Annotated in this window: 16 protein-coding genes, 10 tRNA genes and 6 rRNA genes; all 32 read left to right on the top strand. The window is 46.3% G+C overall.

Annotation, left to right across the window (positions count from 1 at the left end):
* Position 1 precedes the first annotated feature (1 nt).
* The 32 genes from tilS (RCG24_RS16220) to RCG24_RS16065 all read left to right on the top strand — a co-directional run bounded on the left by tilS (RCG24_RS16220) (position 2) and on the right by RCG24_RS16065 (position 26,270).
* Complete coding sequence (gene tilS, locus RCG24_RS16220; RefSeq protein ID WP_308077485.1) at positions 2-832, top strand: tRNA lysidine(34) synthetase TilS; 831 nt, start codon at positions 2-4, stop codon at positions 830-832.
* Positions 796-1,416, top strand: coding sequence for a tRNA lysidine(34) synthetase TilS (tilS, locus tag RCG24_RS16215; RefSeq protein ID WP_308077484.1), 621 nt, complete (start codon positions 796-798; stop codon positions 1,414-1,416). The genes tilS (RCG24_RS16220) and tilS (RCG24_RS16215) overlap by 37 nt, the downstream gene beginning before the upstream one ends.
* Positions 1,413-1,958: a hypoxanthine phosphoribosyltransferase gene (hpt, locus tag RCG24_RS16210; protein WP_202654820.1), complete on the top strand. Its 546-nt coding sequence runs from the start codon at positions 1,413-1,415 to the stop codon at positions 1,956-1,958. The genes tilS (RCG24_RS16215) and hpt overlap by 4 nt, the downstream gene beginning before the upstream one ends.
* Before the next feature lie 97 nt (positions 1,959-2,055).
* A complete protein-coding gene (gene ftsH, locus RCG24_RS16205; RefSeq protein ID WP_202654819.1) occupies positions 2,056-4,014 on the top strand; it encodes an ATP-dependent zinc metalloprotease FtsH in 1,959 nt (652 codons plus the stop codon).
* Between the two features lie 109 nt (positions 4,015-4,123).
* Positions 4,124-4,903 carry a type III pantothenate kinase gene (locus tag RCG24_RS16200; protein ID WP_202654818.1) on the top strand — a complete coding sequence of 260 codons (780 nt, stop codon included), beginning with the start codon at positions 4,124-4,126 and terminating at the stop codon, positions 4,901-4,903.
* 64 nt (positions 4,904-4,967) lie between these two features.
* The gene (hslO, locus tag RCG24_RS16195) at positions 4,968-5,846 is read left to right on the top strand and encodes an Hsp33 family molecular chaperone HslO (protein ID WP_202654817.1); all 879 of its coding nucleotides are present in this window, start codon (positions 4,968-4,970) and stop codon (positions 5,844-5,846) included.
* A gap of 153 nt (positions 5,847-5,999) precedes the next feature.
* Positions 6,000-6,926 carry a cysteine synthase A gene (gene cysK, locus RCG24_RS16190; protein ID WP_202654816.1) on the top strand — a complete coding sequence of 309 codons (927 nt, stop codon included), beginning with the start codon at positions 6,000-6,002 and terminating at the stop codon, positions 6,924-6,926.
* Between the two features lie 113 nt (positions 6,927-7,039).
* A complete protein-coding gene (folP, locus tag RCG24_RS16185; RefSeq protein WP_202654815.1) occupies positions 7,040-7,888 on the top strand; it encodes a dihydropteroate synthase in 849 nt (282 codons plus the stop codon).
* Complete coding sequence (gene folB, locus RCG24_RS16180) at positions 7,881-8,240, top strand: dihydroneopterin aldolase (protein WP_202654814.1); 360 nt, start codon at positions 7,881-7,883, stop codon at positions 8,238-8,240. Before folP ends, folB begins: the two co-directional genes overlap by 8 nt.
* A 2-nt stretch (positions 8,241-8,242) precedes the next feature.
* The gene (gene folK / locus RCG24_RS16175) at positions 8,243-8,770 is read left to right on the top strand and encodes a 2-amino-4-hydroxy-6-hydroxymethyldihydropteridine diphosphokinase (protein WP_202654813.1); all 528 of its coding nucleotides are present in this window, start codon (positions 8,243-8,245) and stop codon (positions 8,768-8,770) included.
* Positions 8,722-8,928, top strand: coding sequence for a helix-turn-helix domain-containing protein (locus RCG24_RS16170; protein WP_202654812.1), 207 nt, complete (start codon positions 8,722-8,724; stop codon positions 8,926-8,928). Before folK ends, RCG24_RS16170 begins: the two co-directional genes overlap by 49 nt.
* A gap of 48 nt (positions 8,929-8,976) precedes the next feature.
* On the top strand, positions 8,977-9,975 hold the full coding sequence (gene dusB, locus RCG24_RS16165) for a tRNA dihydrouridine synthase DusB (protein WP_202654811.1): 999 nt from the start codon (positions 8,977-8,979) through the stop codon (positions 9,973-9,975).
* 206 nt (positions 9,976-10,181) lie between these two features.
* Entirely contained in the window at positions 10,182-11,666 is a 1,485-nt protein-coding gene (lysS, locus tag RCG24_RS16160; protein ID WP_308077483.1) for a lysine--tRNA ligase, read from the top strand.
* A 525-nt stretch (positions 11,667-12,191) separates the two neighbouring features.
* Positions 12,192-13,741 (top strand): 16S ribosomal RNA (locus RCG24_RS16155).
* A 483-nt stretch (positions 13,742-14,224) separates the two neighbouring features.
* Positions 14,225-17,164: ribosomal RNA gene (locus RCG24_RS16150) — 23S ribosomal RNA — on the top strand.
* Between the two features lie 92 nt (positions 17,165-17,256).
* Positions 17,257-17,373 (top strand): 5S ribosomal RNA (gene rrf, locus RCG24_RS16145).
* A gap of 10 nt (positions 17,374-17,383) precedes the next feature.
* Positions 17,384-17,459: transfer RNA gene (locus RCG24_RS16140), tRNA-Val, on the top strand.
* Positions 17,460-17,473: 14 nt separating this feature from the next.
* Positions 17,474-17,546 (top strand) — tRNA-Thr (locus RCG24_RS16135).
* A gap of 32 nt (positions 17,547-17,578) precedes the next feature.
* Positions 17,579-17,654 (top strand) — tRNA-Lys (locus tag RCG24_RS16130).
* A 32-nt stretch (positions 17,655-17,686) separates the two neighbouring features.
* A tRNA-Lys gene (locus RCG24_RS16125) sits at positions 17,687-17,762 on the top strand.
* Between the two features lie 9 nt (positions 17,763-17,771).
* Positions 17,772-17,856: transfer RNA gene (locus tag RCG24_RS16120), tRNA-Leu, on the top strand.
* Positions 17,857-17,864: 8 nt separating this feature from the next.
* Positions 17,865-17,939: transfer RNA gene (locus RCG24_RS16115), tRNA-Gly, on the top strand.
* Between the two features lie 5 nt (positions 17,940-17,944).
* Positions 17,945-18,033: transfer RNA gene (locus tag RCG24_RS16110), tRNA-Leu, on the top strand.
* Between the two features lie 10 nt (positions 18,034-18,043).
* Positions 18,044-18,120, top strand: a tRNA-Arg gene (locus RCG24_RS16105).
* Positions 18,121-18,126: 6 nt separating this feature from the next.
* A tRNA-Pro gene (locus RCG24_RS16100) sits at positions 18,127-18,203 on the top strand.
* 12 nt (positions 18,204-18,215) lie between these two features.
* A tRNA-Ala gene (locus tag RCG24_RS16095) sits at positions 18,216-18,291 on the top strand.
* A 326-nt stretch (positions 18,292-18,617) separates the two neighbouring features.
* Positions 18,618-20,167 (top strand): 16S ribosomal RNA (locus RCG24_RS16090).
* Positions 20,168-20,627: 460 nt separating this feature from the next.
* Positions 20,628-23,564, top strand: a 23S ribosomal RNA gene (locus RCG24_RS16085).
* 225 nt (positions 23,565-23,789) lie between these two features.
* A 5S ribosomal RNA gene (gene rrf / locus RCG24_RS16080) occupies positions 23,790-23,906 on the top strand.
* Together the 16S, 23S and 5S rRNA genes with 10 tRNA genes alongside form the textbook arrangement of a ribosomal RNA operon.
* A 194-nt stretch (positions 23,907-24,100) precedes the next feature.
* Positions 24,101-24,562, top strand: a complete 462-nt coding sequence (locus tag RCG24_RS16075; RefSeq protein WP_202651851.1) for a CtsR family transcriptional regulator — start codon at positions 24,101-24,103, stop codon at positions 24,560-24,562.
* An 84-nt stretch (positions 24,563-24,646) separates the two neighbouring features.
* Positions 24,647-25,195: a protein-arginine kinase activator protein McsA gene (locus tag RCG24_RS16070; RefSeq protein ID WP_308077482.1), complete on the top strand. Its 549-nt coding sequence runs from the start codon at positions 24,647-24,649 to the stop codon at positions 25,193-25,195.
* Between the two features lies 1 nt (position 25,196).
* Positions 25,197-26,270 (top strand): protein-arginine kinase McsB, encoded by a 1,074-nt coding sequence (locus RCG24_RS16065; protein ID WP_202651848.1) that lies wholly within the window; start codon positions 25,197-25,199, stop codon positions 26,268-26,270.
* The last annotated feature ends 2 nt before the right edge of the window (positions 26,271-26,272 follow it).

The raw sequence follows: 26,272 nt of genomic DNA, 5'->3' as shown, positions 1-26,272 counted from the left end.
TATGTTGCAAACAAAGGTTACAGCCTTTCTTCAGCATCATGCATTTAAGCTTGAGAACAAAAGAATCGTTGTTGGTGTTTCAGGAGGACCCGATTCATTGGCACTTCTTCACTTTTTGCTCCAGAATCGAGAGAAACAAGGCCTGTTTATTGTCGCTGCTCATATTGATCATATGTTCAGAGGGCCGGAATCTTATGAAGATGCGTTGTTTGTCAAAGAGTATTGCCAACAAAACCGGATTCCTTTTGAGATGGTCCAAGTAAACGTTCCGGAGATGATGAAATTAACAGGAAAAAGTGCTGAATCGGCAGGTCGGGAGGTCCGTTATGAGTTTTATTATAAGGTTATGGAGAAGTATAATGCTCCTTACTTAGCTCTGGCCCATCATGGTGATGACCAAACCGAAACGATCCTCATGCGGCTGACAAGAGGAAGTACGGGAATGGCAAGGGCAGGCATTCTGTTCTCCCGCCCGTTTCATAGCGGAACGATCTTCCGCCCGTTTTTATGCCTAACGAAAACGGACATTGAGAAATATTGCCAGGAGCACAATCTTACCCCAAGGATTGATCCTAGCAATCAAACCGAAGTATACAGCCGTAACCGCTATCGCTTAAAGGTTCTGCCGTTTTTAAAAACCGAAAATCCTCAGGTTCATGAGCAATTTCAGCGCTTTAGTGAGGAATTACAAGCGGATGAAATGTTTCTGCAGGAATTAACTGTCCAAGAATTGAATAAAGTAGTGAAAAAAGAGAAGCGTCAGAAGTTACCATTGATATCGGGCTATTCTCCAGAGTGCCTTTACCTTTACAAAGGAGAGGGATTCAACTAATATTAAACTATCTTTATAAAGAAAAACCTGCTGATCTTTCTGCGTTACATATAGATCAGGTTTTAAACTTAATCAATCATGGCAAACCTTCAGGGAAACTTGACTTTCCCAATGGTTTAAAGGTTTATCGTTCTTATGGTGATTTATTACTTTCATTTCGAAAACATAAGTCTGAATTGGAATCGTATTATTTTATCTTGAAGGAGCCGGGGCGGATTCACCTGCCAAATGGCCGACAAATTCAGCTCCAATATGCTGATAAGGAGACGCTGCAGAAGGGCGCCAATACAGCTGTGTTTCCGGCAGAGAGCATCAAATGGCCGATTATTATTCGCACCAGGAAAATGGGTGACCGAATGACTATTAAAGGAATGCAAGGATCAAAAAAAATAAAGGACATTTTTATTGATCAAAAGATCCCGTTACAAGATCGAAATACATGGCCGATCATTACGGATGGAGACGATTGTATTATTTGGCTTCCAGGTTTAAAAAAGTCAGCATTTGAAGGAATGAACCCGACAACAAAACACTATATACAATTCACTTATGATAAATTAACATCTTCTAGGGGGCACATATGAAACACGATATTGAAAAGGTACTAGTAACAGAGGACGAGATTCAAGAAAAAATAAAGGAGTTGGCAGCCCAATTAACAGAGGAATATCATGATCGCTTTCCGCTTGCCATCGGCGTTTTAAAGGGTGCTATGCCGTTTATGGCTGATTTATTAAAGCGAATGGATTGTTATTTGGAAATGGACTTTATGGATGTTTCCAGCTATGGCAATGCTGTTGTTTCTTCCGGAGAAGTAAAAATCCTCAAAGATTTGGATACATCTGTTGAAGGCAGAGATATTTTAATTATCGAGGATATTATTGACAGCGGTCTTACTTTGAGTTATTTAGTCGATTTATTCAAGTACCGCAAGGCAAAATCGATTAAAATTGTGACCTTGCTTGATAAACCGGCGGGGAGAAAGAGTAACATCAAAGCCGATTATGTCGGGTTTATCGTTCCGGATGAATTTGTCGTCGGCTATGGATTGGATTACATGGAGAAGTATCGAAACCTTCCATATATTGGAGTGCTAAAACCTGAAGTATATAGCAATAACGATTAAATGATAGCCATTGGAAGCAAGTGTATTTTCTTGAATTTGTAAGATTTTCTATGATACTATTTTATATAGTCTGTTTTAACGCGGGAGGAGGTAAGAGATGAATCGGATTTTCCGTAACACCATCTTTTATTTATTGATATTTTTAGTTATTATCGGCGTCGTTAGTTTCTTCAATGGAAGCAATGAGCCAACCGATCATATTTCATATGACAAATTTGTTCAACAATTAGAAAATAATGGTGTCAAATCTTTTTCAATACAGCCTGAGCGCGGTGTATTTGAAGTGCGTGGTGAATTGGAAGCAGGTAATAAAAAATTCATCACTTATATCCCAAACAGTGAGAAAATCCTTGACCGGATTGATAAGGCTGGTTCCAAGGTTGAAGTAATGCCGGCGAAGGAAACAAGCGGCTGGGTTACCTTCTTTACTTCGATTATTCCGTTTGTGATTATCTTTATTTTATTCTTCTTCTTATTAAACCAGGCTCAAGGCGGAGGCAGCCGTGTGATGAACTTCGGTAAATCCAAGGCAAAGCTTTATAATGATGACAAGAAAAAGGTCCGTTTTAGAGATGTTGCTGGTGCTGATGAAGAAAAAGCTGAGCTTATCGAAGTAGTGGAGTTCTTAAAAGACCCGCGGAAATTCTCTGAACTGGGGGCACGGATTCCTAAAGGGGTTCTTCTTGTTGGACCTCCAGGGACCGGTAAAACATTGCTTGCCCGTGCAGTTGCGGGTGAAGCAGGGGTTCCATTCTTCTCCATCAGCGGTTCTGATTTTGTTGAAATGTTCGTTGGGGTCGGGGCGTCCCGTGTACGTGACTTGTTCGAGAATGCAAAGAAAAATGCTCCTTGTATTATTTTTATCGATGAGATTGATGCTGTTGGCCGTCAGCGTGGAGCCGGTCTCGGCGGTGGCCATGATGAGCGCGAGCAGACGTTAAACCAATTGCTTGTCGAAATGGATGGATTTGGGGCAAATGAAGGAATTATTATCATTGCTGCTACCAACCGTCCTGATATTTTGGACCCAGCCTTACTGCGTCCAGGCCGTTTTGACCGGCAAATTACGGTTGACCGTCCTGATGTTAATGGTCGTGAAGCAGTACTGCGCGTTCATGCCCGCAATAAGCCTTTAGACGAATCGGTGAACTTAAGAAATATTGCGATGCGGACACCAGGGTTCTCCGGTGCCGATTTAGAGAACCTATTAAATGAAGCAGCCCTTGTAGCGGCGCGGCAAAATAAAAAGAAAATAGATATGGTTGATATTGATGAGGCAACTGACCGGGTCATTGCCGGTCCGGCGAAAAAGAGCCGGGTGATCTCCGAAAAAGAACGCCGGATTGTCGCTTTCCACGAAGCAGGTCATACGGTTATCGGTTTAGTATTGGATGAGGCCGAAATGGTTCATAAGGTTACCATTGTTCCACGGGGACAGGCTGGCGGTTATGCGGTCATGCTTCCAAAAGAAGACCGTTACTTCATGACTAAACCAGAACTGTTAGATAAAATTGTCGGCTTATTAGGCGGCCGTGTCTCAGAGGAAATTGTTTTTGGCGAAGTAAGTACGGGAGCCCATAATGACTTCCAGCGGGCGACCGGTATTGCCCGCCGAATGGTGACGGAATTTGGGATGAGTGATAAGCTTGGTCCATTACAGTTTGGTCAACAATCAGGTGGTCAAGTATTTCTCGGGCGCGATATCGGCAATGAACAAAATTATTCGGATGCGATTGCTTATGAAATCGACCTTGAGATTCAACGATTTATTAAGGAATCTTACGAAAGATGTAAAAAGATTCTTATCGAGAACCGCGATAAGCTTGATTTGATTGCCAACACCTTGCTTGAGGTAGAAACACTAAATGCAGAACAAATTAAATATTTAGTAGATCATGGCCACTTACCGGAAAATCCTGAAGAATTGGCAACCGTTAAAGTTGGCACCAAAAAGCAGGATGACCTGAAAGTTAATATTAACAAAAAGAAGGACGAGGAGCCTGACGAGGAGAAATCATTCCTCGATACCCCTCCTGATGAAATTGACTATAAATAATATCGCAAAGAGAGCTTCGCATGAAGCCCTCTTTTTTTCAACCAATTTAAATTATGGTATTATGTTTGCATGTAAATAAGAAAATTCTATTTAAAAGTGAGTGATAAACTTGATATTTGTTTTTGACGTGGGGAATACCAATACGGTGCTCGGTGTTTATAAAGGGGATCAGTTAAAATTTCATTGGCGGATTGAAACAAGCCGAAATCGTACGGAAGATGAATTTGGCATGAGTATTAAAGCGTTGTTTGAACATGCCGGGCTTCGTTTTTCCGACATTGATGGGATTATTATTTCTTCCGTTGTACCGCCGATCATGCTGGCCTTGGAACGGATGTGCCAAAAATATTTTCAGCTAAAACCGCTGATTGTTGGCCCTGGCATTAAAACAGGCTTAAACATCAAATATGAAAACCCTAGGGAAGTTGGTGCTGACCGCATTGTCAATGCAGTGGCAGCGATCCATGAATATGGCAGCCCGCTTATTATTGTTGATTTTGGCACGGCAACAACATATTGCTATGTTAATGAGGATCGGCAATATTTAGGCGGAGCAATTGCCCCCGGAATTGGTATTTCCACTGAAGCATTATACTCAAAAGCGGCCAAATTGCCGCGGATTGAAATCGCCCGTCCCGAGGGGGTAATTGGGAAAAACACAGTCGCTGCCATGCAAGCAGGGATTGTCTATGGTTATGTCGGGCAAGTTGAAGGAATTGTTAAACGGATGTCGGAGCAAAGTAAAACCAAACCGAAAGTGATTGCAACAGGCGGTTTGGCCCCGTTAATTGCTAATGAAACAAATGTGATTGATGTGGTCGACCCATTTTTAACGTTAAAGGGCTTGCAGCTCATCTATAAACGAAATTTGGGGAATTCTAAAGAATGATAGGATTAGTGGAAGCACGGGCAATTTTAACCATGATTCACGAAGAAATTCGGAGGGTGATTTTTTGAAGGATTATTTAGTTAAGGCGTTAGCTTATGATGGAATGATTCGTGCATATGCGGTGCGGACAACGGAAATAATAAGTGAAGCGCAGCGTCGTCATCAAACCTGGCGGACTGCTTCCGCCGCGCTTGGCCGTGCGATGACCGCAGGGGTCATGATGGGGGCGATGTTAAAAGGTGATGAAAAACTAACGATAAAAATTGACGGTGGCGGGCCGCTTGGTCCAATTCTTGTTGATAGTAATGCCAAAGGTGAGGTCCGTGGTTATGTAACCAACCCTCAGGTGGATTTTGAATCAAATGAGCACGGGAAGCTTGATGTCCGCCGTGCGGTTGGCACGAATGGAATGCTGTCCGTTGTCAAGGATATCGGTCTGCGGGATTTTTTTTCCGGCCAGGTTCCGCTCGTTTCCGGTGAATTAGGGGAGGATTTCACTTATTACTTTGCTACTTCAGAACAGACACCATCCTCTGTCGGTGTTGGGGTGTTAGTAAATCCGGATGATACAATTCTGGCTGCCGGCGGCTTTATTTTGCAAATCATGCCCGGAACCGAGGATTCGGTCATTGCTAAATTGGAGCAGCGGCTTCAAACGATCGCGCCAATTTCAACATTGATTGAACAAGGGTTAACTCCTGAGGAAATCTTGGCGGAACTTTTCGGTAAGGAGCACGTCAAAATTATTGAAACGATGCCGGTACGGTTCCAATGTACTTGCTCCAAGCAACGTTTTGCAGATGCCATTGTCGGGTTAGGAAGGCAGGAAATAATGGCAATGATTGAGGAAGATGGAGGGGCAGAAGCCCATTGCCACTTCTGTAATGAAAAATATCATTATTCCAAAGAGGAGTTAGAACAATTGGCGCAGGAAGCCAATTAAATAGATCAAAACATCTTAGCATAGGAGAATGTACTTCTGTGCTTCTTTTATATCTGAAATTTCCGTTAAAAATAATTGACAAGACAAGGTAAAATTGCTAAATTATAAGTATATAAAACCAATAAAAATACTCGGAATAGAGGTGCCTTTATTATGGGACGTATTGCCAATTCGGTGACTGATTTAATTGGCCAAACACCAATTGTAAAGCTAAACAGAATAACAGATGAAAACAGCGCTGAGGTTTACTTAAAGCTGGAATATTTTAACCCAGGAAGCAGTGTGAAGGACCGGATCGGGTTAGCGATGATTGAAGCAGCCGAGGAAAAGGGACAGATTAAACCGGGAGATACCATTATTGAACCAACTAGTGGTAATACGGGAATCGGTTTGGCCATGGTTGCTGCAGCAAAAGGCTACAAAGCCGTGTTTGTGATGCCGGAGACGATGAGTTTGGAAAGGCGGAATCTGCTTCGCGCTTACGGTGCCGAGCTTGTGTTAACACCTGGACCAGAAGGAATGAAAGGGGCAATTGCCAAAGCAGAAGCATTGGCCGCCGAGAATGGCTATTTTATGCCGCAACAGTTTAAGAACGAAGCAAATCCAGAGGTTCACAAAAGAACAACAGGAAAAGAGATTGCTGAACAAATGGACCAGCTTGATGCCTTTGTTGCCGGAATCGGTACAGGCGGAACCATCTCTGGTGCAGGAAGCGTCCTCCGTGAAAAGTTTCCAAATATCAAAATAGTTGCGGTTGAACCACAGGATTCACCTGTTCTATCGGGCGGAAAACCAGGTCCTCACAAGCTTCAAGGGCTCGGAGCCGGATTTGTGCCTGACACCTTAAATACGCAAATTTATGATGAAATCATTCAAGTAAGTACTGATGAAGCATTCGCTGCATCCCGCCGCGCAGCCAGAGAAGAAGGAATTTTAGGCGGTATTTCTTCCGGTGCCGCTGTGCATGCTGCATTAAAAGTGGCAAAGGAACTTGGCAAAGGCAAAAAGGTACTGGCCATTATTCCAGATAATGGCGAACGTTATTTAAGTACAGCGTTGTATCAGTATGATGCAGAATAGGAAATAATAAAGGGTCGGTGGCTACCGGCCTTTTTTTTATGAAAAAATGATTCTCATATGAATTTCATGTATGATAAAAACAGTGAAAAGTTTTAACAACAGGGGGATGAATTATGAAATTGAAGGAAGCAGAGGAAGTCATTTATTGTGGCTCATATACGTTAGATTTTTCAAAAAAGACTTATGTCATGGGGATTTTGAACGTAACACCTGATTCCTTTTCGGATGGCGGTAAATTTAATGAGGTAGAACTAGCGGTAGAACATGCAAAGGAAATGGTCGCAAATGGGGCGGATATTATTGATATTGGCGGAGAATCAACACGTCCGGGATTTGCCGCTGTCTCAGCAGAAGAGGAGTTAAAACGGGTCATTCCGGTGATTGAAGCGGTAGCCAAGCATGTGGATGTTCCTCTGTCGATTGATACTTATAAAGCGGCGGTAGCCAAGCAAGCCATAGAAGCAGGCGCCCATATGATCAATGATGTTTGGGGAGCCAAGGCGGACGAGCAAATGGCAGCTGTTGCGGCAAAATATGATGTACCGATTATCTTGATGCATAATCGTCGTGAGCGAAATTATCAGAATTTTGTCCGGGACGTCATTAACGATATATTTGAGAGCATTACGATTGCCAAGAAAGCCGGTGTGAAGGATGAAAAAATTATTCTTGACCCGGGAATAGGCTTTGCTAAAGATTATCACGAAAACATTTTGATGATGCAGAATTTAGATAAGCTGGTCATGCTCGGATACCCTGTATTATTGGCTACTTCACGAAAAAGAATGATTGGTGAGGCGTTGGATCTTCCCGTTAATGAAAGAATGGAAGGAACCGGGGCAACCATTTGCTATGGAATCCAAAAAGGTTGCCAAATGATTCGGGTCCACGATGTGAAGGAAATGAGCCGAATGGCAAAAATGATGGATGCGATGATGGGGAAGGGTGAAAACTTTGGATAAAATTTATGTGAACGGAATGGAGTTTTACGGTTACCATGGGGTTTTTCCTGAGGAAAAAGTACTTGGACAGCGCTTTTCCGTTGATTTAATCGTATTTCTCGATCTGAAGCAGGCAGGTGAAACGGATAAATTGGAACACTCGGTTCATTACGGGGAGTTATATCAATTGTGTAAAGAAATTGTTGAAGGAAAACCTTATAAATTAGTTGAATCTGTAGCGGAAAAAATTGCTGCTGGAGTGTTAAATCAATTTACGCTTGTTCAAGAGGTAACGGTGAAGGTGACGAAACCTGATCCGCCGATACCTGGTCATTATGATTCTGTTGCTGTGGAAATTACAAGGGGTAGATAGGCATGAAAAACGTATCCATTATTGCTCTCGGTTCTAATGTTGGTAATCGTCTTGAACAGTTGCTTACGGCAATCAAAAAATTGACAAGCTCCCCGGATATCGAGTTGGTAAATTACTCCTCCATTTACGAGACAGACCCTGTCGGATATGAGAACCAGGATCCATTTTTAAACATGGTGATCGAGATAGAGACAGATTTAGATGCGCTGGAATTATTAGACCGATGTTTAACGATTGAATTAGAACTTGGAAGAAAGAGGGAAATAAGGTGGGGACCACGGACAATTGACCTTGACATTCTGGCATTTAATCAAGAAAATATTAATCATGTGAAACTAATTGTTCCCCATCCCAGGATGAAGGAACGGGCATTTGTATTAGTGCCGCTTTTGGAAATGAAGCCGGAATATAAGATGGTTGGTATGGAACAGCCTATTTCAATACTGTTGGATGAATTACCCGATAGAGAAGGAGTCCGATTATGGAAGCGGAAAAATGGGGAAGACGGATTCGGGCATATCGGAAGCTAAAGGGATATACTCAGGAGGGCTTTTCGAAGGAACTGGGGGTCTCAGTATCCATCTTAGGTGAAATTGAACGAGGAAATCGTCTGCCCACCGAGGAGCTGCTAGTAAGGATTGCACATAGTTTAAAAATATCGATCGAGGATTTGGCACCGAAAGAATAGCAAAGCTATAGGTGCCTGGGTGACAAGGAAGATTAAGGAGCTGGTGATGTGCTAAAAATAGGTAAGATTGAAATGAACAACCCTGTTGTCCTCGCACCAATGGCTGGGGTCTGTAACTCTGCATTCCGTTTAACCGTTAAAGAGTTTGGCGCAGGCCTCGTTTGTGCCGAAATGGTGAGTGACAAAGGGATTGTGTTTAAAAATGAAAAAACCATGAATATGCTATATATTGATGAGCGGGAAAAGCCGTTAAGCCTGCAGATTTTTGGCGGCGAAAAAGAAACCCTGGTTGAAGCGGCTAAATTTGTTGACCAGAATACAAACGCCGACATTATCGACATTAACATGGGCTGTCCTGTCCCGAAGATCACAAAATGTGATGCCGGGGCCAAATGGCTTTTAGACCCAAACAAAATCTATGAAATGGTAGCTGCGGTTGTTGATGCTGTAGAAAAGCCTGTAACGGTTAAAATGCGGATGGGCTGGGATGAGGAGCATGTTTATGCGGTTCAAAACGCGCAGGCTGTTGAACGGGCAGGTGGACAAGCGGTTGCGATTCATGGCAGAACACGGGTACAAATGTATGAAGGCAAGGCGAATTGGGATATTATTCGCGAAGTAAAACAAGCCGTTAACATCCCGGTAATTGGCAATGGAGATGTGAAAACCCCGCAGGATGCCAAAAGGATGCTTGATGAAACTGGTGCTGATGGTGTCATGATCGGCCGAGCCGCTCTTGGAAATCCATGGATGATTTACCGTACGGTACAGTACTTGGAAACAGGAAAACTGAGTGGTGAGCCATCTGTCCGTGAGAAAATCGATGTTTGCCTCTTGCATCTGGATCGCTTAATCGCTTTGAAAAACGAGGATATTGCCGTTCGGGAGATGCGCAAACACGCCGCCTGGTATTTAAAAGGAATCCGCGGCAATGCGAAGGTTCGCAATGCGATTAATGAATGCCATACAAGAGATCAATTAAGTTCGTTATTAAACGAGTTAATACTGGAAGCAGAGGCCAGGGAAGAGAATCAGGCAATTGTCTGATAAGTTGACATTGACAGACTCTTTTTCTATAATAGCTTTGTTCCTATAGGAAACTGCCAGTTTTGTCACTGGCAGTTTTTTTTAAAGGGTCTTTGGGATGTCTAAAAAGCAAAATTTGTGTAATATATTAGAAGTATGTATAAAAATGATAGTACGTGTTGTTACTAGCGTTTTACATAATTATGATAGTAATGGAGTGGATAATTGTGAGTCACGAAGAATTGAATGATCAACTCATTGTCAGACGTGAAAAAATGGCTGAAATGCGGGCAAATGGGATTGATCCGTTTGGAAAACGCTTTGAGCGGACACATCTTGCGAAGGATATTATTGATGCCTACGAATCCTTAACCAATGAGGAACTTGAAGAAAAAAATATTTCTGTCCGTTTAGCCGGTCGGATTATGACAAAACGCGGAAAAGGAAAGGCTGGTTTTGCGCATATTCAGGATTTATCCGGCCAAATTCAAATCTATGTAAGACAAGATGCTGTTGGAGAAGAGTCGTATAAAATTTTCACCTCCGCAGATTTAGGAGATATTGTTGGAGTTGCTGGCCATGTGTTCAAAACAAAAACAGGCGAACTCTCCATAAAGGTTTTAGACTTTACTTTCTTATCAAAAGCACTTCGTCCGCTGCCTGATAAGTTTCACGGCCTAAAAGATGTGGAACAACGTTATCGTCAGCGTTATTTAGATTTGATTATGAATCAAGAGAGTAAGGAAACCTTTATTACCCGCAGTAAAATTATTCGCTCGATGCGTCGTTATCTAAATGATAATGGCTATTTAGAAGTTGAAACGCCGATGATGCATGCAATCGCCGGCGGTGCTGCGGCACGACCATTTATTACTCACCATAACGCTCTTGATATGCAATTATATATGCGGATCGCTATCGAGCTGCATCTAAAACGATTGATTGTCGGCGGCCTTGAAAAAGTCTATGAAATTGGCCGTGTTTTCCGGAACGAAGGAGTATCTACCCGTCACAATCCGGAATTTACAATGATTGAACTTTACGAAGCCTATGCCGATTTCCATGATATTATGACTCTAACGGAAAATGTAATTGCTTATGTCGCGCAAGATGTATTAGGAACGACAACGATTCAATATGGCGAATATGAAGTAAATCTTAAACCGGAATGGAAAAGGCTGCATATGGTTGATGCCATTAAGGAATATACCGGAGTTGACTTCTGGAAAGAAATGAGTGTCGAAGAAGCCCGTGCCCTTGCAAAAGAGCATGGAGTAGAAATTAACGATAATATGCAGTTTGGTCATATTGTAAATGAATTCTTCGAACAAAAGGTTGAGGAGAAGTTAATTCAACCAACGTTTATTTATGGTCACCCGGTAGAAGTTTCACCTTTGGCTAAGAAAAATGAAAAAGACCCACGCTTCACAGATCGTTTTGAGCTGTTTATTGTCGCACGCGAGCATGCCAATGCCTTCACTGAACTTAATGACCCAATTGACCAGCGAGAACGTTTTGAAGCACAGTTAAAAGAACGTGAACAAGGCAATGATGAGGCTCATATGATGGACGAAGACTATATTGAAGCTTTAGAGTATGGGATGCCGCCAACCGGAGGACTAGGAATTGGAATCGACCGTTTAGTTATGTTATTGACGAATTCCCCTTCGATCCGTGATGTATTATTATTCCCATTAATGCGTCAACGTTAATATATTAGGATTAAAAAGTGCCGCACCTGTGGCACTTTTTTCATCTTTATCCAGAATAGTGAAAATTACAACTACAACTATAACTATAACTATTACCATAAAAAACTATTGCAGAAAACTATTTATGATGGTATAGTAATTTTTGTTGTTGCCAGGCAATAGATCTTCTTTAAAAAAGAAGAAAAAATTATTGACTTTTAGTTGATAACCTGGTAATATAAAAAAGTCGCCTTTGAGCGATAATATGAGACTGATTCAACATAATAGCTTTGTTCTTTGAAAACTAAACAAACAAAAACGTCAACATAGAAAAGCGAAAGCACCCTGGTCAGCACCGTATGGCCTAGAGTGCTCCAACTGAGATAAAGGAAACACGAAGAAGCCGAAGGCATTCGATGTTGACTTATCGTAGGGCGGAGCGCGAAGGACACTAGGTGCTAGGGCGCTGTAGCTGGACAACAATAATCATTCATTTCTAACGAAATGAAGCCAACGTTAAATTTTATGAGCTAATCAACTCGAACTTTATTGGAGAGTTTGATCCTGGCTCAGGACGAACGCTGGCGGCGTGCCTAATACATGCAAGTCGAGCGAACCTTTAGGAGCTTGCTCCTAAAGGTTAGCGGCGGACGGGTGAGTAACACGTGGGCAACCTGCCTGTAAGACTGGGATAACTTCGGGAAACCGGAGCTAATACCGGATGACTCTTATTTACACATGTAGATAAGCTAAAAGACGGCGCAAGCTGTCACTTACAGATGGGCCCGCGGCGCATTAGCTAGTTGGTGAGGTAACGGCTCACCAAGGCGACGATGCGTAGCCGACCTGAGAGGGTGATCGGCCACACTGGGACTGAGACACGGCCCAGACTCCTACGGGAGGCAGCAGTAGGGAATCTTCCACAATGGACGAAAGTCTGATGGAGCAACGCCGCGTGAGCGATGAAGGCCTTCGGGTCGTAAAGCTCTGTTGTTAGGGAAGAACAAGTATCGGAGTAACTGCCGGTACCTTGACGGTACCTAATCAGAAAGCCACGGCTAACTACGTGCCAGCAGCCGCGGTAATACGTAGGTGGCAAGCGTTGTCCGGAATTATTGGGCGTAAAGCGCGCGCAGGCGGTCCTTTAAGTCTGATGTGAAAGCCCACGGCTCAACCGTGGAGGGTCATTGGAAACTGGGGGACTTGAGTGCAGAAGAGGAAAGCGGAATTCCACGTGTAGCGGTGAAATGCGTAGAGATGTGGAGGAACACCAGTGGCGAAGGCGGCTTTCTGGTCTGTAACTGACGCTGAGGCGCGAAAGCGTGGGGAGCAAACAGGATTAGATACCCTGGTAGTCCACGCCGTAAACGATGAGTGCTAAGTGTTAGAGGGTTTCCGCCCTTTAGTGCTGCAGCTAACGCATTAAGCACTCCGCCTGGGGAGTACGGCCGCAAGGCTGAAACTCAAAGGAATTGACGGGGGCCCGCACAAGCGGTGGAGCATGTGGTTTAATTCGAAGCAACGCGAAGAACCTTACCAGGTCTTGACATCCTCTGACACTCCTAGAGATAGGACGTTCCCCTTCGGGGGACAGAGTGACAGGTGGTGCATGGTTGTCGTCAGCTCGTGTCGTGAGATGTTGGGTTAAGTCCCGCAACGAGCGCAACCCTTGATCTTAGTTGCCAGCATTCAGTTGGGCACTCTAAGGTGACTGCCGGTGACAAACCGGAGGAAGGTGGGGATGACGTCAAATCATCATGCCCCTTATGACCTGGGCTACACACGTGCTACAATGGATGGTACAAAGGGCAGCGAAGCCGCGAGGCTAAGCCAATCCCATAAAACCATTCTCAGTTCGGATTGCAGGCTGCAACTCGCCTGCATGAAGCCGGAATCGCTAGTAATCGCGGATCAGCATGCCGCGGTGAATACGTTCCCGGGCCTTGTACACACCGCCCGTCACACCACGAGAGTTTGTAACACCCGAAGTCGGTGGGGTAACCGCAAGGAGCCAGCCGCCTAAGGTGGGACAAATGATTGGGGTGAAGTCGTAACAAGGTAGCCGTATCGGAAGGTGCGGCTGGATCACCTCCTTTCTAAGGATCATTTTGTTCTTGCGAACAAATAAAGAGTTTGTTGTACGTATTTTGTTTGTTTAGTTTTGAGAGAATAATCCTCTCGTTAAGTTTGCTCCTGCGCCGCAGTAGTTCGAGGAAGTATTCCTCAGCTCGTCGCAAGGCAGCTTGAAGCAAAACTAAGAAGGTCATTCATGAAGTTGATTCGTGGAAGTCGCCTTGTTTAGTTTTGAGGGAATAATCTCTCATAAAGCTATATGATCCATCACTTCGTGATGAAAATCAGTGGCCTTGTTCCTTGAAAACTAGATAATCGTAATAGAAGAAGTAACCAAGTAAGAACCGAGTATCGCCATTTTAGGTTTTAAACCTTTTAGGTCATGACAAATCAGCAGCGAGAAGGTCAAGGAAGCGAGTGAGCGAAGACCGGAGCGTGCTTAAGGGCACGTGAGGATCTGAGTGAACGAAGCTGACGCAGAGATTCGACGCTGATCATTTGTCAGAGGTTAAGTTAGAAAGGGCGCACGGTGAATGCCTTGGCACTAGGAGCCGATGAAGGACGGGACTAACACCGATATGCTTCGGGGAGCTGTAAGTAAGCGTTGATCCGGAGATTTCCGAATGGGGGAACCCCCTGCTCGTAATGGAGCAGGATCCTTACCTGAATTCATAGGGTAAGGAAGGCAGACCCGGGGAACTGAAACATCTAAGTACCCGGAGGAAGAGAAAGCAAACGCGATTCCCTAAGTAGCGGCGAGCGAAACGGGAACAGCCCAAACCGAAAGGCTTGCCTTTCGGGGTTGTAGGACACTCAACATGGAGTTACAAAGGAACGGGGTAGACGAAGCGATCTGGAAAGGTCCGCAAGAGAAGGTAAAAGCCCTGTAGTCGAAACTTCGTTCCCTCCTGAGTGGATCCTGAGTACGGCCGGACACGTGAAATCCGGTCGGAAGCTGGGAGGACCATCTCCCAAGGCTAAATACTCCCTAGTGACCGATAGTGAACCAGTACCGTGAGGGAAAGGTGAAAAGCACCCCGGAAGGGGAGTGAAAGAGAACCTGAAACCGTGTGCCTACAAGTAGTCAAAGCCCTTTAACGGGTAATGGCGTGCCTTTTGTAGAATGAACCGGCGAGTTACGATTGCATGCAAGGTTAAGTTGAAGAGACGGAGCCGCAGCGAAAGCGAGTCTGAATAGGGCGATTAGAGTATGTAGTTGTAGACCCGAAACCAGGTGATCTACCCATGTCCAGGGTGAAGGTAGGGTAACACCTACTGGAGGCCCGAACCCACGCACGTTGAAAAGTGCGGGGATGAGGTGTGGGTAGCGGAGAAATTCCAATCGAACTTGGAGATAGCTGGTTCTCTCCGAAATAGCTTTAGGGCTAGCCTCACGGCTTGGAGTCTTGGAGGTAGAGCACTGTTTGGACTAGGGGCCCTCATCGGGTTACCGAATTCAGACAAACTCCGAATGCCAAAGACTTACCCGTGGGAGTCAGACTGCGAGTGATAAGATCCGTAGTCAAAAGGGAAACAGCCCAGACCACCAGCTAAGGTCCCAAAGTATACGTTAAGTGGAAAAGGATGTGGAGTTGCTTAGACAACCAGGATGTTGGCTTAGAAGCAGCCACCATTTAAAGAGTGCGTAATAGCTCACTGGTCGAGTGACTCTGCGCCGAAAATGTACCGGGGCTAAACGTATCACCGAAGCTGTGGATGGACACCGTTGGTGTCCGTGGTAGGAGAGCGTTCTAAGGGCGTTGAAGCTGGACCGGAAGGACTGGTGGAGCGCTTAGAAGTGAGAATGCCGGTATGAGTAGCGAAAGATGAGTGAGAATCTCATCCACCGAATGCCTAAGGTTTCCTGAGGAAGGCTCGTCCGCTCAGGGTTAGTCGGGACCTAAGCCGAGGCCGAAAGGCGTAGGCGATGGACAACAGGTTGATATTCCTGTACCACCTCTGAATCGTTTGAGTGATGGGGGGACGCAGGAGGATAGGGTAAGCGCGCTGCTGGTCATGCGCGTCCAAGCAGTTAGGCTGGTGAATAGGAAAATCCGTTCACCGTGAAGGCTGAGCTGTGACGGCGAGGGAAATACAGTACCGAAGTTCCTGATTCCACACTGCCAAGAAAAGCCTCTAGCGAGATTCAAGGTGCCCGTACCGCAAACCGACACAGGTAGGCGAGGAGAGAATCCTAAGGTGAGCGAGAGAACTCTCGTTAAGGAACTCGGCAAAATGACCCCGTAACTTCGGGAGAAGGGGTGCTTTTTAGGGTGTCAAAGCCCTGAAAAGCCGCAGTGAATAGGCCCAGGCGACTGTTTAGCAAAAACACAGGTCTCTGCAAAGCCGCAAGGCGAAGTATAGGGGCTGACGCCTGCCCGGTGCTGGAAGGTTAAGAGGAGGGGTTAGCCTTAAAAGCGAAGCTCTGAATCGAAGCCCCAGTAAACGGCGGCCGTAACTATAACGGTCCTAAGGTAGCGAAATTCCTTGTCAGGTAAGTTCTGACCCGCACGAAAGGCGTAACGATCTGGGCACTGTCTCAACGAGAGACTCGGTGAAATTATAGTACCTGTGAAGATGCAGGTTACCCGCGACAGGACGGAAAGACCCCATGGAGCTTTACTGTAGCCTGATATTGAATTTTGGTACAGCTTGTACAGGATAGGTAGGAGCCTGAGAAACCGGAGCGCCAGCTTCGGTGGAGGCGTCGGTGGGATACTACCCTGGCTGTATTGAAATTCTAACCCGCACCCCTCAATCGGGGTGGGAGACAGTGTCAGGTGGGCAGTTTGACTGGGGCGGTCGCCTCCCAAAGAGTAACGGAGGCGCCCAAAGGTTCCCTCAGAATGGTTGGAAATCATTCGCAGAGTGTAAAGGCACAAGGGAGCTTGACTGCGAGACCTACAAGTCGAGCAGGGACGAAAGTCGGGCTTAGTGATCCGGTGGTTCCGTATGGAAGGGCCATCGCTCAACGGATAAAAGCTACCCTGGGGATAACAGGCTTATCTCCCCCAAGAGTCCACATCGACGGGGAGGTTTGGCACCTCGATGTCGGCTCATCGCATCCTGGGGCTGTAGTCGGTCCCAAGGGTTGGGCTGTTCGCCCATTAAAGCGGTACGCGAGCTGGGTTCAGAACGTCGTGAGACAGTTCGGTCCCTATCCGTCGTGGGCGCAGGAAATTTGAGAGGAGCTGTCCTTAGTACGAGAGGACCGGGATGGACGCACCGCTGGTGTACCAGTTGTCTTGCCAAAGGCATCGCTGGGTAGCTATGTGCGGACGGGATAAGTGCTGAAAGCATCTAAGCATGAAGCCCCCCTCGAGATGAGATTTCCCATAGCTTTAAGCTAGTAAGATCCCTGAAAAATGATCAGGTTGATAGGTCAGAGGTGGAAGCGTGGTGACACGTGGAGCTGACTGATACTAATCGATCGAGGACTTAACCAAATAGAAAAGCGGAAGCGTCCGCTTAGCGAAACTCGTTCTTATGACTTCTTCAGCATTATCTAGTTTTGAGGGAATGAACCTCAATTGAATAGTCCGGCAGTGATGGCGAGAAGGTCACACCCGTTCCCATACCGAACACGGAAGTTAAGCTTCTCAGCGCCGATGGTAGTTGGGGCACGCGCCCCTGTGAGAGTAGGACGTTGCCGGGCATAAAGTAATGGAGGATTAGCTCAGCTGGGAGAGCATCTGCCTTACAAGCAGAGGGTCGGCGGTTCGATCCCGTCATCCTCCACCATATTTTATTTCTTTGCCGGCCTAGCTCAATTGGTAGAGCAACTGACTTGTAATCAGTAGGTTGGGGGTTCAAGTCCTCTGGCCGGCACCTTTTGCCTCTTTTATCAATTTGTTGATAATGGGCCATTAGCTTAGTTGGTAGAGCATCTGACTCTTAATCAGAGGGTCGAAGGTTCGAGTCCTTCATGGCCCACCATTAAAAGCAATCGACAAAAGGTTAAACAGTATGAGCCATTAGCTCAGTCGGTAGAGCATCTGACTTTTAATCAGAGGGTCGAAGGTTCGAGTCCTTCATGGCTCACCATTTAATAATGCGGGTGTGGCGGAATTGGCAGACGCACCAGACTTAGGATCTGGCGCCGTAAGGCGTGGGGGTTCGACTCCCTTCACCCGCACCATTCAATATGCGGAAGTAGTTCAGTGGTAGAACACCACCTTGCCAAGGTGGGGGTCGCGGGTTCGAATCCCGTCTTCCGCTCCAGATTTGCCGGGGTGGCGGAACTGGCAGACGCACAGGACTTAAAATCCTGCGGTAGGTGACTACCGTACCGGTTCGATTCCGGTCCTCGGCACCATGTTAATAATGCGCCCGTAGCTCAATTGGATAGAGCGTCTGACTACGGATCAGAAGGTTATGGGTTCGACTCCTATCGGGCGCGCCATATTAACGGGAAATAGCTCAGCTTGGTAGAGCACTTGGTTTGGGACCAAGGGGTCGCAGGTTCGAATCCTGTTTTCCCGACCATTTTTTAGTTTGGGGGCCTTAGCTCAGCTGGGAGAGCGCCTGCTTTGCACGCAGGAGGTCAGCGGTTCGATCCCGCTAGGCTCCACCAAAATTATAAAAATATGTTGACAAAGACTATCATTCTTGTTAACATAAGAAAGTCGCTTTTGAGCGATGATCGTTCTTTGAAAACTAAACAAACAAAAACGTCAACATAGAAAAGCGAAAGCACCCTGGTCAGCACCGTATGGCCTAGAGTGCTCCAACTGAGATAAAGGAAACACGAAGAAGCCGAAGGCAATTCGATGTTGACTTATCGTAGGGCGGAGTGCGAAGGACACTAGGTGCTAGGGCGCTGTAGCTGGACAACAATAATCATTCATTTCTAACGAAATGAAGCCAACGTTAAATTTTATGAGCTAATCAACTCGAACTTTATTGGAGAGTTTGATCCTGGCTCAGGACGAACGCTGGCGGCGTGCCTAATACATGCAAGTCGAGCGAACCTTTAGGAGCTTGCTCCTAAAGGTTAGCGGCGGACGGGTGAGTAACACGTGGGCAACCTGCCTGTAAGACTGGGATAACTTCGGGAAACCGGAGCTAATACCGGATGACTCTTATTTACACATGTAGATAAGCTAAAAGACGGCGCAAGCTGTCACTTACAGATGGGCCCGCGGCGCATTAGCTAGTTGGTGAGGTAACGGCTCACCAAGGCGACGATGCGTAGCCGACCTGAGAGGGTGATCGGCCACACTGGGACTGAGACACGGCCCAGACTCCTACGGGAGGCAGCAGTAGGGAATCTTCCACAATGGACGAAAGTCTGATGGAGCAACGCCGCGTGAGCGATGAAGGCCTTCGGGTCGTAAAGCTCTGTTGTTAGGGAAGAACAAGTATCGGAGTAACTGCCGGTACCTTGACGGTACCTAACCAGAAAGCCACGGCTAACTACGTGCCAGCAGCCGCGGTAATACGTAGGTGGCAAGCGTTGTCCGGAATTATTGGGCGTAAAGCGCGCGCAGGCGGTCCTTTAAGTCTGATGTGAAAGCCCACGGCTTAACCGTGGAGGGTCATTGGAAACTGGGGGACTTGAGTGCAGAAGAGGAAAGCGGAATTCCACGTGTAGCGGTGAAATGCGTAGAGATGTGGAGGAACACCAGTGGCGAAGGCGGCTTTCTGGTCTGTAACTGACGCTGAGGCGCGAAAGCGTGGGGAGCAAACAGGATTAGATACCCTGGTAGTCCACGCCGTAAACGATGAGTGCTAAGTGTTAGAGGGTTTCCGCCCTTTAGTGCTGCAGCTAACGCATTAAGCACTCCGCCTGGGGAGTACGGCCGCAAGGCTGAAACTCAAAGGAATTGACGGGGGCCCGCACAAGCGGTGGAGCATGTGGTTTAATTCGAAGCAACGCGAAGAACCTTACCAGGTCTTGACATCCTCTGACACTCCTAGAGATAGGACGTTCCCCTTCGGGGGACAGAGTGACAGGTGGTGCATGGTTGTCGTCAGCTCGTGTCGTGAGATGTTGGGTTAAGTCCCGCAACGAGCGCAACCCTTGATCTTAGTTGCCAGCATTCAGTTGGGCACTCTAAGGTGACTGCCGGTGACAAACCGGAGGAAGGTGGGGATGACGTCAAATCATCATGCCCCTTATGACCTGGGCTACACACGTGCTACAATGGATGGTACAAAGGGCAGCGAAGCCGCGAGGCTAAGCCAATCCCATAAAACCATTCTCAGTTCGGATTGCAGGCTGCAACTCGCCTGCATGAAGCCGGAATCGCTAGTAATCGCGGATCAGCATGCCGCGGTGAATACGTTCCCGGGCCTTGTACACACCGCCCGTCACACCACGAGAGTTTGTAACACCCGAAGTCGGTGGGGTAACCGCAAGGGGCCAGCCGCCTAAGGTGGGACAAATGATTGGGGTGAAGTCGTAACAAGGTAGCCGTATCGGAAGGTGCGGCTGGATCACCTCCTTTCTAAGGATAAAAAGTTTGACGTTTTTGTTGTTTAGTTTTGAGAGAATAATCTCTCAATGAAGTAACGTGCTCCTGCGCCGTAGTAGTTCGAGGAAGTATTCCTCAGCTCGTCGCAAGGCAGCTTGAAGCAAAACTAAGAAGACTTTTCATGAAGTTGATTCGTGGAAGTCGCCTTGTTTAGTTTTGAGAGAATAATCTCTCATAAAGCTATATGATCCATCACTTCGTGATGAAAATCAGTAGCCTTGTTCCTTGAAAACTAGATAATCGTAATAGAAGAAGTAACCAAGTAAGAACCGAGTAATCGCTCATTTATGGTTTTAAACCTTTTAGGTCATGACAAATCAGCAGCGAGAAGGTCAAGGAAGCGAGTGAGTGAAGACCGGAGCGTGCTTAAGGGCACGTGAGGATCTGAGTGAACGAAGCTGACGCAGAGATTCGACGCTGATCATTTGTCAGAGGTTAAGTTAGAAAGGGCGCACGGTGGATGCCTTGGCACTAGGAGCCGATGAAGGACGGGACTAACACCGATATGCTTCGGGGAGCTGTAAGTAAGCGTCGATCCGGAGATTTCCGAATGGGGGAACCCCCTGCTCGTAATGGAGCAGGATCCTTACCTGAATTCATAGGGTAAGGAAGGCAGACCCGGGGAACTGAAACATCTAAGTACCCGGAGGAAGAGAAAGCAAACGCGATTCCCTAAGTAGCGGCGAGCGAAACGGGAACAGCCCAAACCGAAAGGCTTGCCTTTCGGGGTTGTAGGACACTCAACATGGAGTTACAAAGGAACGGGGTAGACGAAGCGATCTGGAAAGGTCCGCAAGAGAAGGTAAAAGCCCTGTAGTCGAAACTTCGTTCCCTCCTGAGTGGATCCTGAGTACGGCCGGACACGTGAAATCCGGTCGGAAGCTGGGAGGACCATCTCCCAAGGCTAAATACTCCCTAGTGACCGATAGTGAACCAGTACCGTGAGGGAAAGGTGAAAAGCACCCCGGAAGGGGAGTGAAAGAGAACCTGAAACCGTGTGCCTACAAGTAGTCAAAGCCCTTTAACGGGTAATGGCGTGCCTTTTGTAGAATGAACCGGCGAGTTACGATTGCATGCAAGGTTAAGTTGAAGAGACGGAGCCGCAGCGAAAGCGAGTCTGAATAGGGCGATTAGAGTATGTAGTTGTAGACCCGAAACCAGGTGATCTACCCATGTCCAGGGTGAAGGTAGGGTAACACCTACTGGAGGCCCGAACCCACGCACGTTGAAAAGTGCGGGGATGAGGTGTGGGTAGCGGAGAAATTCCAATCGAACTTGGAGATAGCTGGTTCTCTCCGAAATAGCTTTAGGGCTAGCCTCACGGCTTGGAGTCTTGGAGGTAGAGCACTGTTTGGACTAGGGGCCCTCATCGGGTTACCGAATTCAGACAAACTCCGAATGCCAAAGACTTACCCGTGGGAGTCAGACTGCGAGTGATAAGATCCGTAGTCAAAAGGGAAACAGCCCAGACCACCAGCTAAGGTCCCAAAGTATACGTTAAGTGGAAAAGGATGTGGAGTTGCTTAGACAACCAGGATGTTGGCTTAGAAGCAGCCACCATTTAAAGAGTGCGTAATAGCTCACTGGTCGAGTGACTCTGCGCCGAAAATGTACCGGGGCTAAACGTATCACCGAAGCTGTGGATGGACACCGTTGGTGTCCGTGGTAGGAGAGCGTTCTAAGGGCGTTGAAGCTGGACCGGAAGGACTGGTGGAGCGCTTAGAAGTGAGAATGCCGGTATGAGTAGCGAAAGATGAGTGAGAATCTCATCCACCGAATGCCTAAGGTTTCCTGAGGAAGGCTCGTCCGCTCAGGGTTAGTCGGGACCTAAGCCGAGGCCGAAAGGCGTAGGCGATGGACAACAGGTTGATATTCCTGTACCACCTCTGAATCGTTTGAGTGATGGGGGGACGCAGGAGGATAGGGTAAGCGCGCTGCTGGTCATGCGCGTCCAAGCAGTTAGGCTGGTGAATAGGAAAATCCGTTCACCGTGAAGGCTGAGCTGTGACGGCGAGGGAAATACAGTACCGAAGTTCCTGATTCCACACTGCCAAGAAAAGCCTCTAGCGAGATTCAAGGTGCCCGTACCGCAAACCGACACAGGTAGGCGAGGAGAGAATCCTAAGGTGAGCGAGAGAACTCTCGTTAAGGAACTCGGCAAAATGACCCCGTAACTTCGGGAGAAGGGGTGCTTTTTAGGGTGTCAAAGCCCTGAAAAGCCGCAGTGAATAGGCCCAGGCGACTGTTTAGCAAAAACACAGGTCTCTGCAAAGCCGCAAGGCGAAGTATAGGGGCTGACGCCTGCCCGGTGCTGGAAGGTTAAGAGGAGGGGTTAGCTCACGCGAAGCTCTGAATCGAAGCCCCAGTAAACGGCGGCCGTAACTATAACGGTCCTAAGGTAGCGAAATTCCTTGTCAGGTAAGTTCTGACCCGCACGAAAGGCGTAACGATCTGGGCACTGTCTCAACGAGAGACTCGGTGAAATTATAGTACCTGTGAAGATGCAGGTTACCCGCGACAGGACGGAAAGACCCCATGGAGCTTTACTGTAGCCTGATATTGAATTTTGGTACAGCTTGTACAGGATAGGTAGGAGCCTGAGAAACCGGAGCGCCAGCTTCGGTGGAGGCGTCGGTGGGATACTACCCTGGCTGTATTGAAATTCTAACCCGCACCCCTCAATCGGGGTGGGAGACAGTGTCAGGTGGGCAGTTTGACTGGGGCGGTCGCCTCCCAAAGAGTAACGGAGGCGCCCAAAGGTTCCCTCAGAATGGTTGGAAATCATTCGCAGAGTGTAAAGGCACAAGGGAGCTTGACTGCGAGACCTACAAGTCGAGCAGGGACGAAAGTCGGGCTTAGTGATCCGGTGGTTCCGCATGGAAGGGCCATCGCTCAACGGATAAAAGCTACCCTGGGGATAACAGGCTTATCTCCCCCAAGAGTCCACATCGACGGGGAGGTTTGGCACCTCGATGTCGGCTCATCGCATCCTGGGGCTGTAGTCGGTCCCAAGGGTTGGGCTGTTCGCCCATTAAAGCGGTACGCGAGCTGGGTTCAGAACGTCGTGAGACAGTTCGGTCCCTATCCGTCGTGGGCGCAGGAAATTTGAGAGGAGCTGTCCTTAGTACGAGAGGACCGGGATGGACGCACCGCTGGTGTACCAGTTGTCTTGCCAAAGGCATCGCTGGGTAGCTATGTGCGGACGGGATAAGTGCTGAAAGCATCTAAGCATGAAGCCCCCCTCGAGATGAGATTTCCCATAGCTTTAAGCTAGTAAGATCCCTGAAAGATGATCAGGTTGATAGGTCAGAGGTGGAAGCGTGGTGACACGTGGAGCTGACTGATACTAATCGATCGAGGACTTAACCAAAATCGAAAAGCGGAAGCGTCCGCTTAGCAACGTATGGCTTGGAGGGCTTTGACTGAGATAAAGGAAACACGAAGAGTGAAACGATTCGATGTTGACTTATCGGAGGGAAAAGACCGAAAGACACTAGTTGCTGGACGCTGGAGCTGGACAATTAATATAAGCGAACTCGTTCTTACACTTCTTCTATATTATCTAGTTTTGAGGGAATGAACCTCAATTGAATAGTCCGGCGGTGATGGCGAGAAGGTCACACCCGTTCCCATACCGAACACGGAAGTTAAGCTTCTCAGCGCCGATGGTAGTTGGGGCACGCGCCCCTGTGAGAGTAGGACGCTGCCGGGCAAACAAAAAAGACAATCTGCATAGGTTGTCTTTTTTGTTTTGTTAAATTAGTAATATTTTCTCATATATTTTATGTTTTGTTCCTATAAGATTTGGAGAAAATCATAGTGTAGTGATTCGTTGCATCTTAGGAAAAAATTAAGTATAATTAATGTCAAATATAGTCAAAGTCAGATCGAAGTGGGGGTGCGAAGATGAGGAACATCTCCGATATTATTGAGCAATATTTAAAGCGGGTTTTAGAGTTGAGTGAAGCGGACCATGTGGAGATAAAGAGAAGTGAAATAGCTGATAAATTCCAGTGTGTACCGTCACAAATAAATTACGTTATCAATACCCGATTTACAATCGAGAGGGGCTATATTGTCGAAAGTAAACGTGGTGGCGGGGGATATATCCGTATCATGAAAGTGGAATCCCACGATTCAGCTGATTTAATTGACCATTTATTGTCACTTTTTCAAAGCAGGATTAGTCAAGCGAGTGCAGAAGATGTTATAGGAAGGTTAATTGACGAGGACATCATAACGGATCGGGAAGCAAAAATAATGTTAAGCGTGATGGACCGTTCTGTTCTATATATTGATCTTCCGTATCGTGATGAACTAAGAGCAAGAATGCTAAGAGCCATGCTTACGACTTTGAAATATAAATAGTAATATAGCAGTATTTCCTAATTTAAACAGGGTTTTATTCCTAATGATTACAAGAAAAAGTCAAGCGTTAGGAGAGGTGAAATTATGATTTGTCAAGAGTGTCATCAAAGGCCTGCGGCATTTCACTTTACAAAAATTGTTAATGGTGAAAAAACAGAGGTAAATCTTTGTGAAGTATGTGCCCAAGAAAAAGGTGAAATATTGATGTTTAATGGACAGTCGGGCTTTGATTTTAATAACTTATTAGCAGGATTATTAAAAATTGACCCCACTTTTCAAAAGCCAAGCCAAAGTCCATTTCAACAGGAGGAACTCCTTCATTGTGAAAACTGTTCAATGACATTCCCGCAATTTTTAAAACTGGGCCGGTTTGGCTGTTCCCACTGTTATGAAACCTTTAAAGACCAGTTACAGCCTGTATTAAGAAGGCTTCATAGTGGCAACTGGACACATAACGGGAAAATTCCAAAAAGAATTGGCGGCGATTTACATCTGCGCAAACAACTAGAAGAGTTAAAGGAAGGACTGCAAAAATGTATTTCGCTGGAGGAATTTGAAACAGCAGCAAAGATTCGCGATGAAATTCGTAGCATAGAGAAGAAATTGACCAGTGGTTACGAGGGAGGGAAATAATGTGTCGCTCGAGCATTTCTTAAATCAAGCGGTTAGTTCATGGATGAGCGAGGAAGGGCCAGATTCCGATATCGTCCTCACTACACGGATTCGCCTAGCCCGCAATTTTGAACAATATAAATTTCCAACATTATTTTCCCATCAAGAGGCACAACAGGTGATTTCCGAGATGGAACAGCTCTTGCAAAATTCCGGCTTGCAAAAGTTTGGCCAAATGGAGCTATTAAAAATAGAAGACATGCAGCCGCTTCAAAAAAGAGTTTTAGTTGAAAAACATTTAATCAGTCCGCAGCTGGCTGAGGATTCACCATACGGAGCAGTATTATTAACCGAAAATGAAGAAATTAGTATTATGATTAATGAAGAGGATCATATTCGAATTCAATGCTTGTTCCCCGGACTGCAATTAACCGAAGCCTTACAGGCTGCTAATGAGATCGACGATTGGCTTGAGAGTCACATTCAATATGCCTTTGATGAAAAATACGGATATTTAACCAGCTGTCCGACGAATGTTGGTACAGGGATCCGCGCTTCCGTAATGATGCATTTACCAGGGTTAATTTTGACACAGCAAATGAATCGAATTATCCCTGCAATAAACCAATTAGGACTTGTGGTACGAGGAATTTATGGTGAAGGAAGTGAAGCCTTAGGGAATATTTTTCAAATTTCCAATCAAATTACCCTTGGGAAATCAGAGGAGGATATTTGCCGGGATTTAATAGGTGTCGTCAGCCAGTTAATTTCACAAGAAAGGTCAGCACGTGAAGCATTGCGGAAAACTTCTAACATACAATTAGAAGATAGAGTATTCCGTTCATTAGGAGTTTTAACCAATAGCCGAATCATAGAATCAAAAGAAGCCGCCCGTTGTTTATCGGATGTACGACTGGGAATTGATATGGGTTACATTCAAAATATGTCAAAGTCGATCCTAAATGAATTAATGATTTTGACCCAACCTGGTTTCTTACAGCAGTATGCCGGGGGGCAACTTAGACCGCATGAAAGGGATATTAGACGGGCCGCGTTAATTCGTGAACGTCTTAAAATGGAATTCAATAAATTATAGGT

This window comes from Neobacillus sp. OS1-32 (assembly GCF_030915425.1).
Taxonomy (GTDB): Bacteria; Bacillota; Bacilli; order Bacillales; family Cytobacillaceae; genus Neobacillus; species Neobacillus paridis.
This window is presented reverse-complemented; position numbering and strand designations above follow the sequence as displayed.

Bases quoted from the DNA above. Each gene is read 5' to 3' on its own strand.
- RCG24_RS16170 (WP_202654812.1), top strand. From the start codon at position 8,722: ATGGAAGCGGAAAAATGGGGAAGACGGATTCGGGCATATCGGAAGCTA.
- folP (WP_202654815.1), top strand. From the start codon at position 7,040: ATGAAATTGAAGGAAGCAGAGGAAGTCATTTATTGTGGCTCATATACG.
- cysK (WP_202654816.1), top strand. From the start codon at position 6,000: ATGGGACGTATTGCCAATTCGGTGACTGATTTAATTGGCCAAACACCA.
- folK (WP_202654813.1), top strand. From the start codon at position 8,243: ATGAAAAACGTATCCATTATTGCTCTCGGTTCTAATGTTGGTAATCGT.
- ftsH (WP_202654819.1), top strand. From the start codon at position 2,056: ATGAATCGGATTTTCCGTAACACCATCTTTTATTTATTGATATTTTTA.
- RCG24_RS16070 (WP_308077482.1), top strand. From the start codon at position 24,647: ATGATTTGTCAAGAGTGTCATCAAAGGCCTGCGGCATTTCACTTTACA.
- RCG24_RS16075 (WP_202651851.1), top strand. From the start codon at position 24,101: ATGAGGAACATCTCCGATATTATTGAGCAATATTTAAAGCGGGTTTTA.
- tilS (WP_308077485.1), top strand. From the start codon at position 2: ATGTTGCAAACAAAGGTTACAGCCTTTCTTCAGCATCATGCATTTAAG.
- hpt (WP_202654820.1), top strand. From the start codon at position 1,413: ATGAAACACGATATTGAAAAGGTACTAGTAACAGAGGACGAGATTCAA.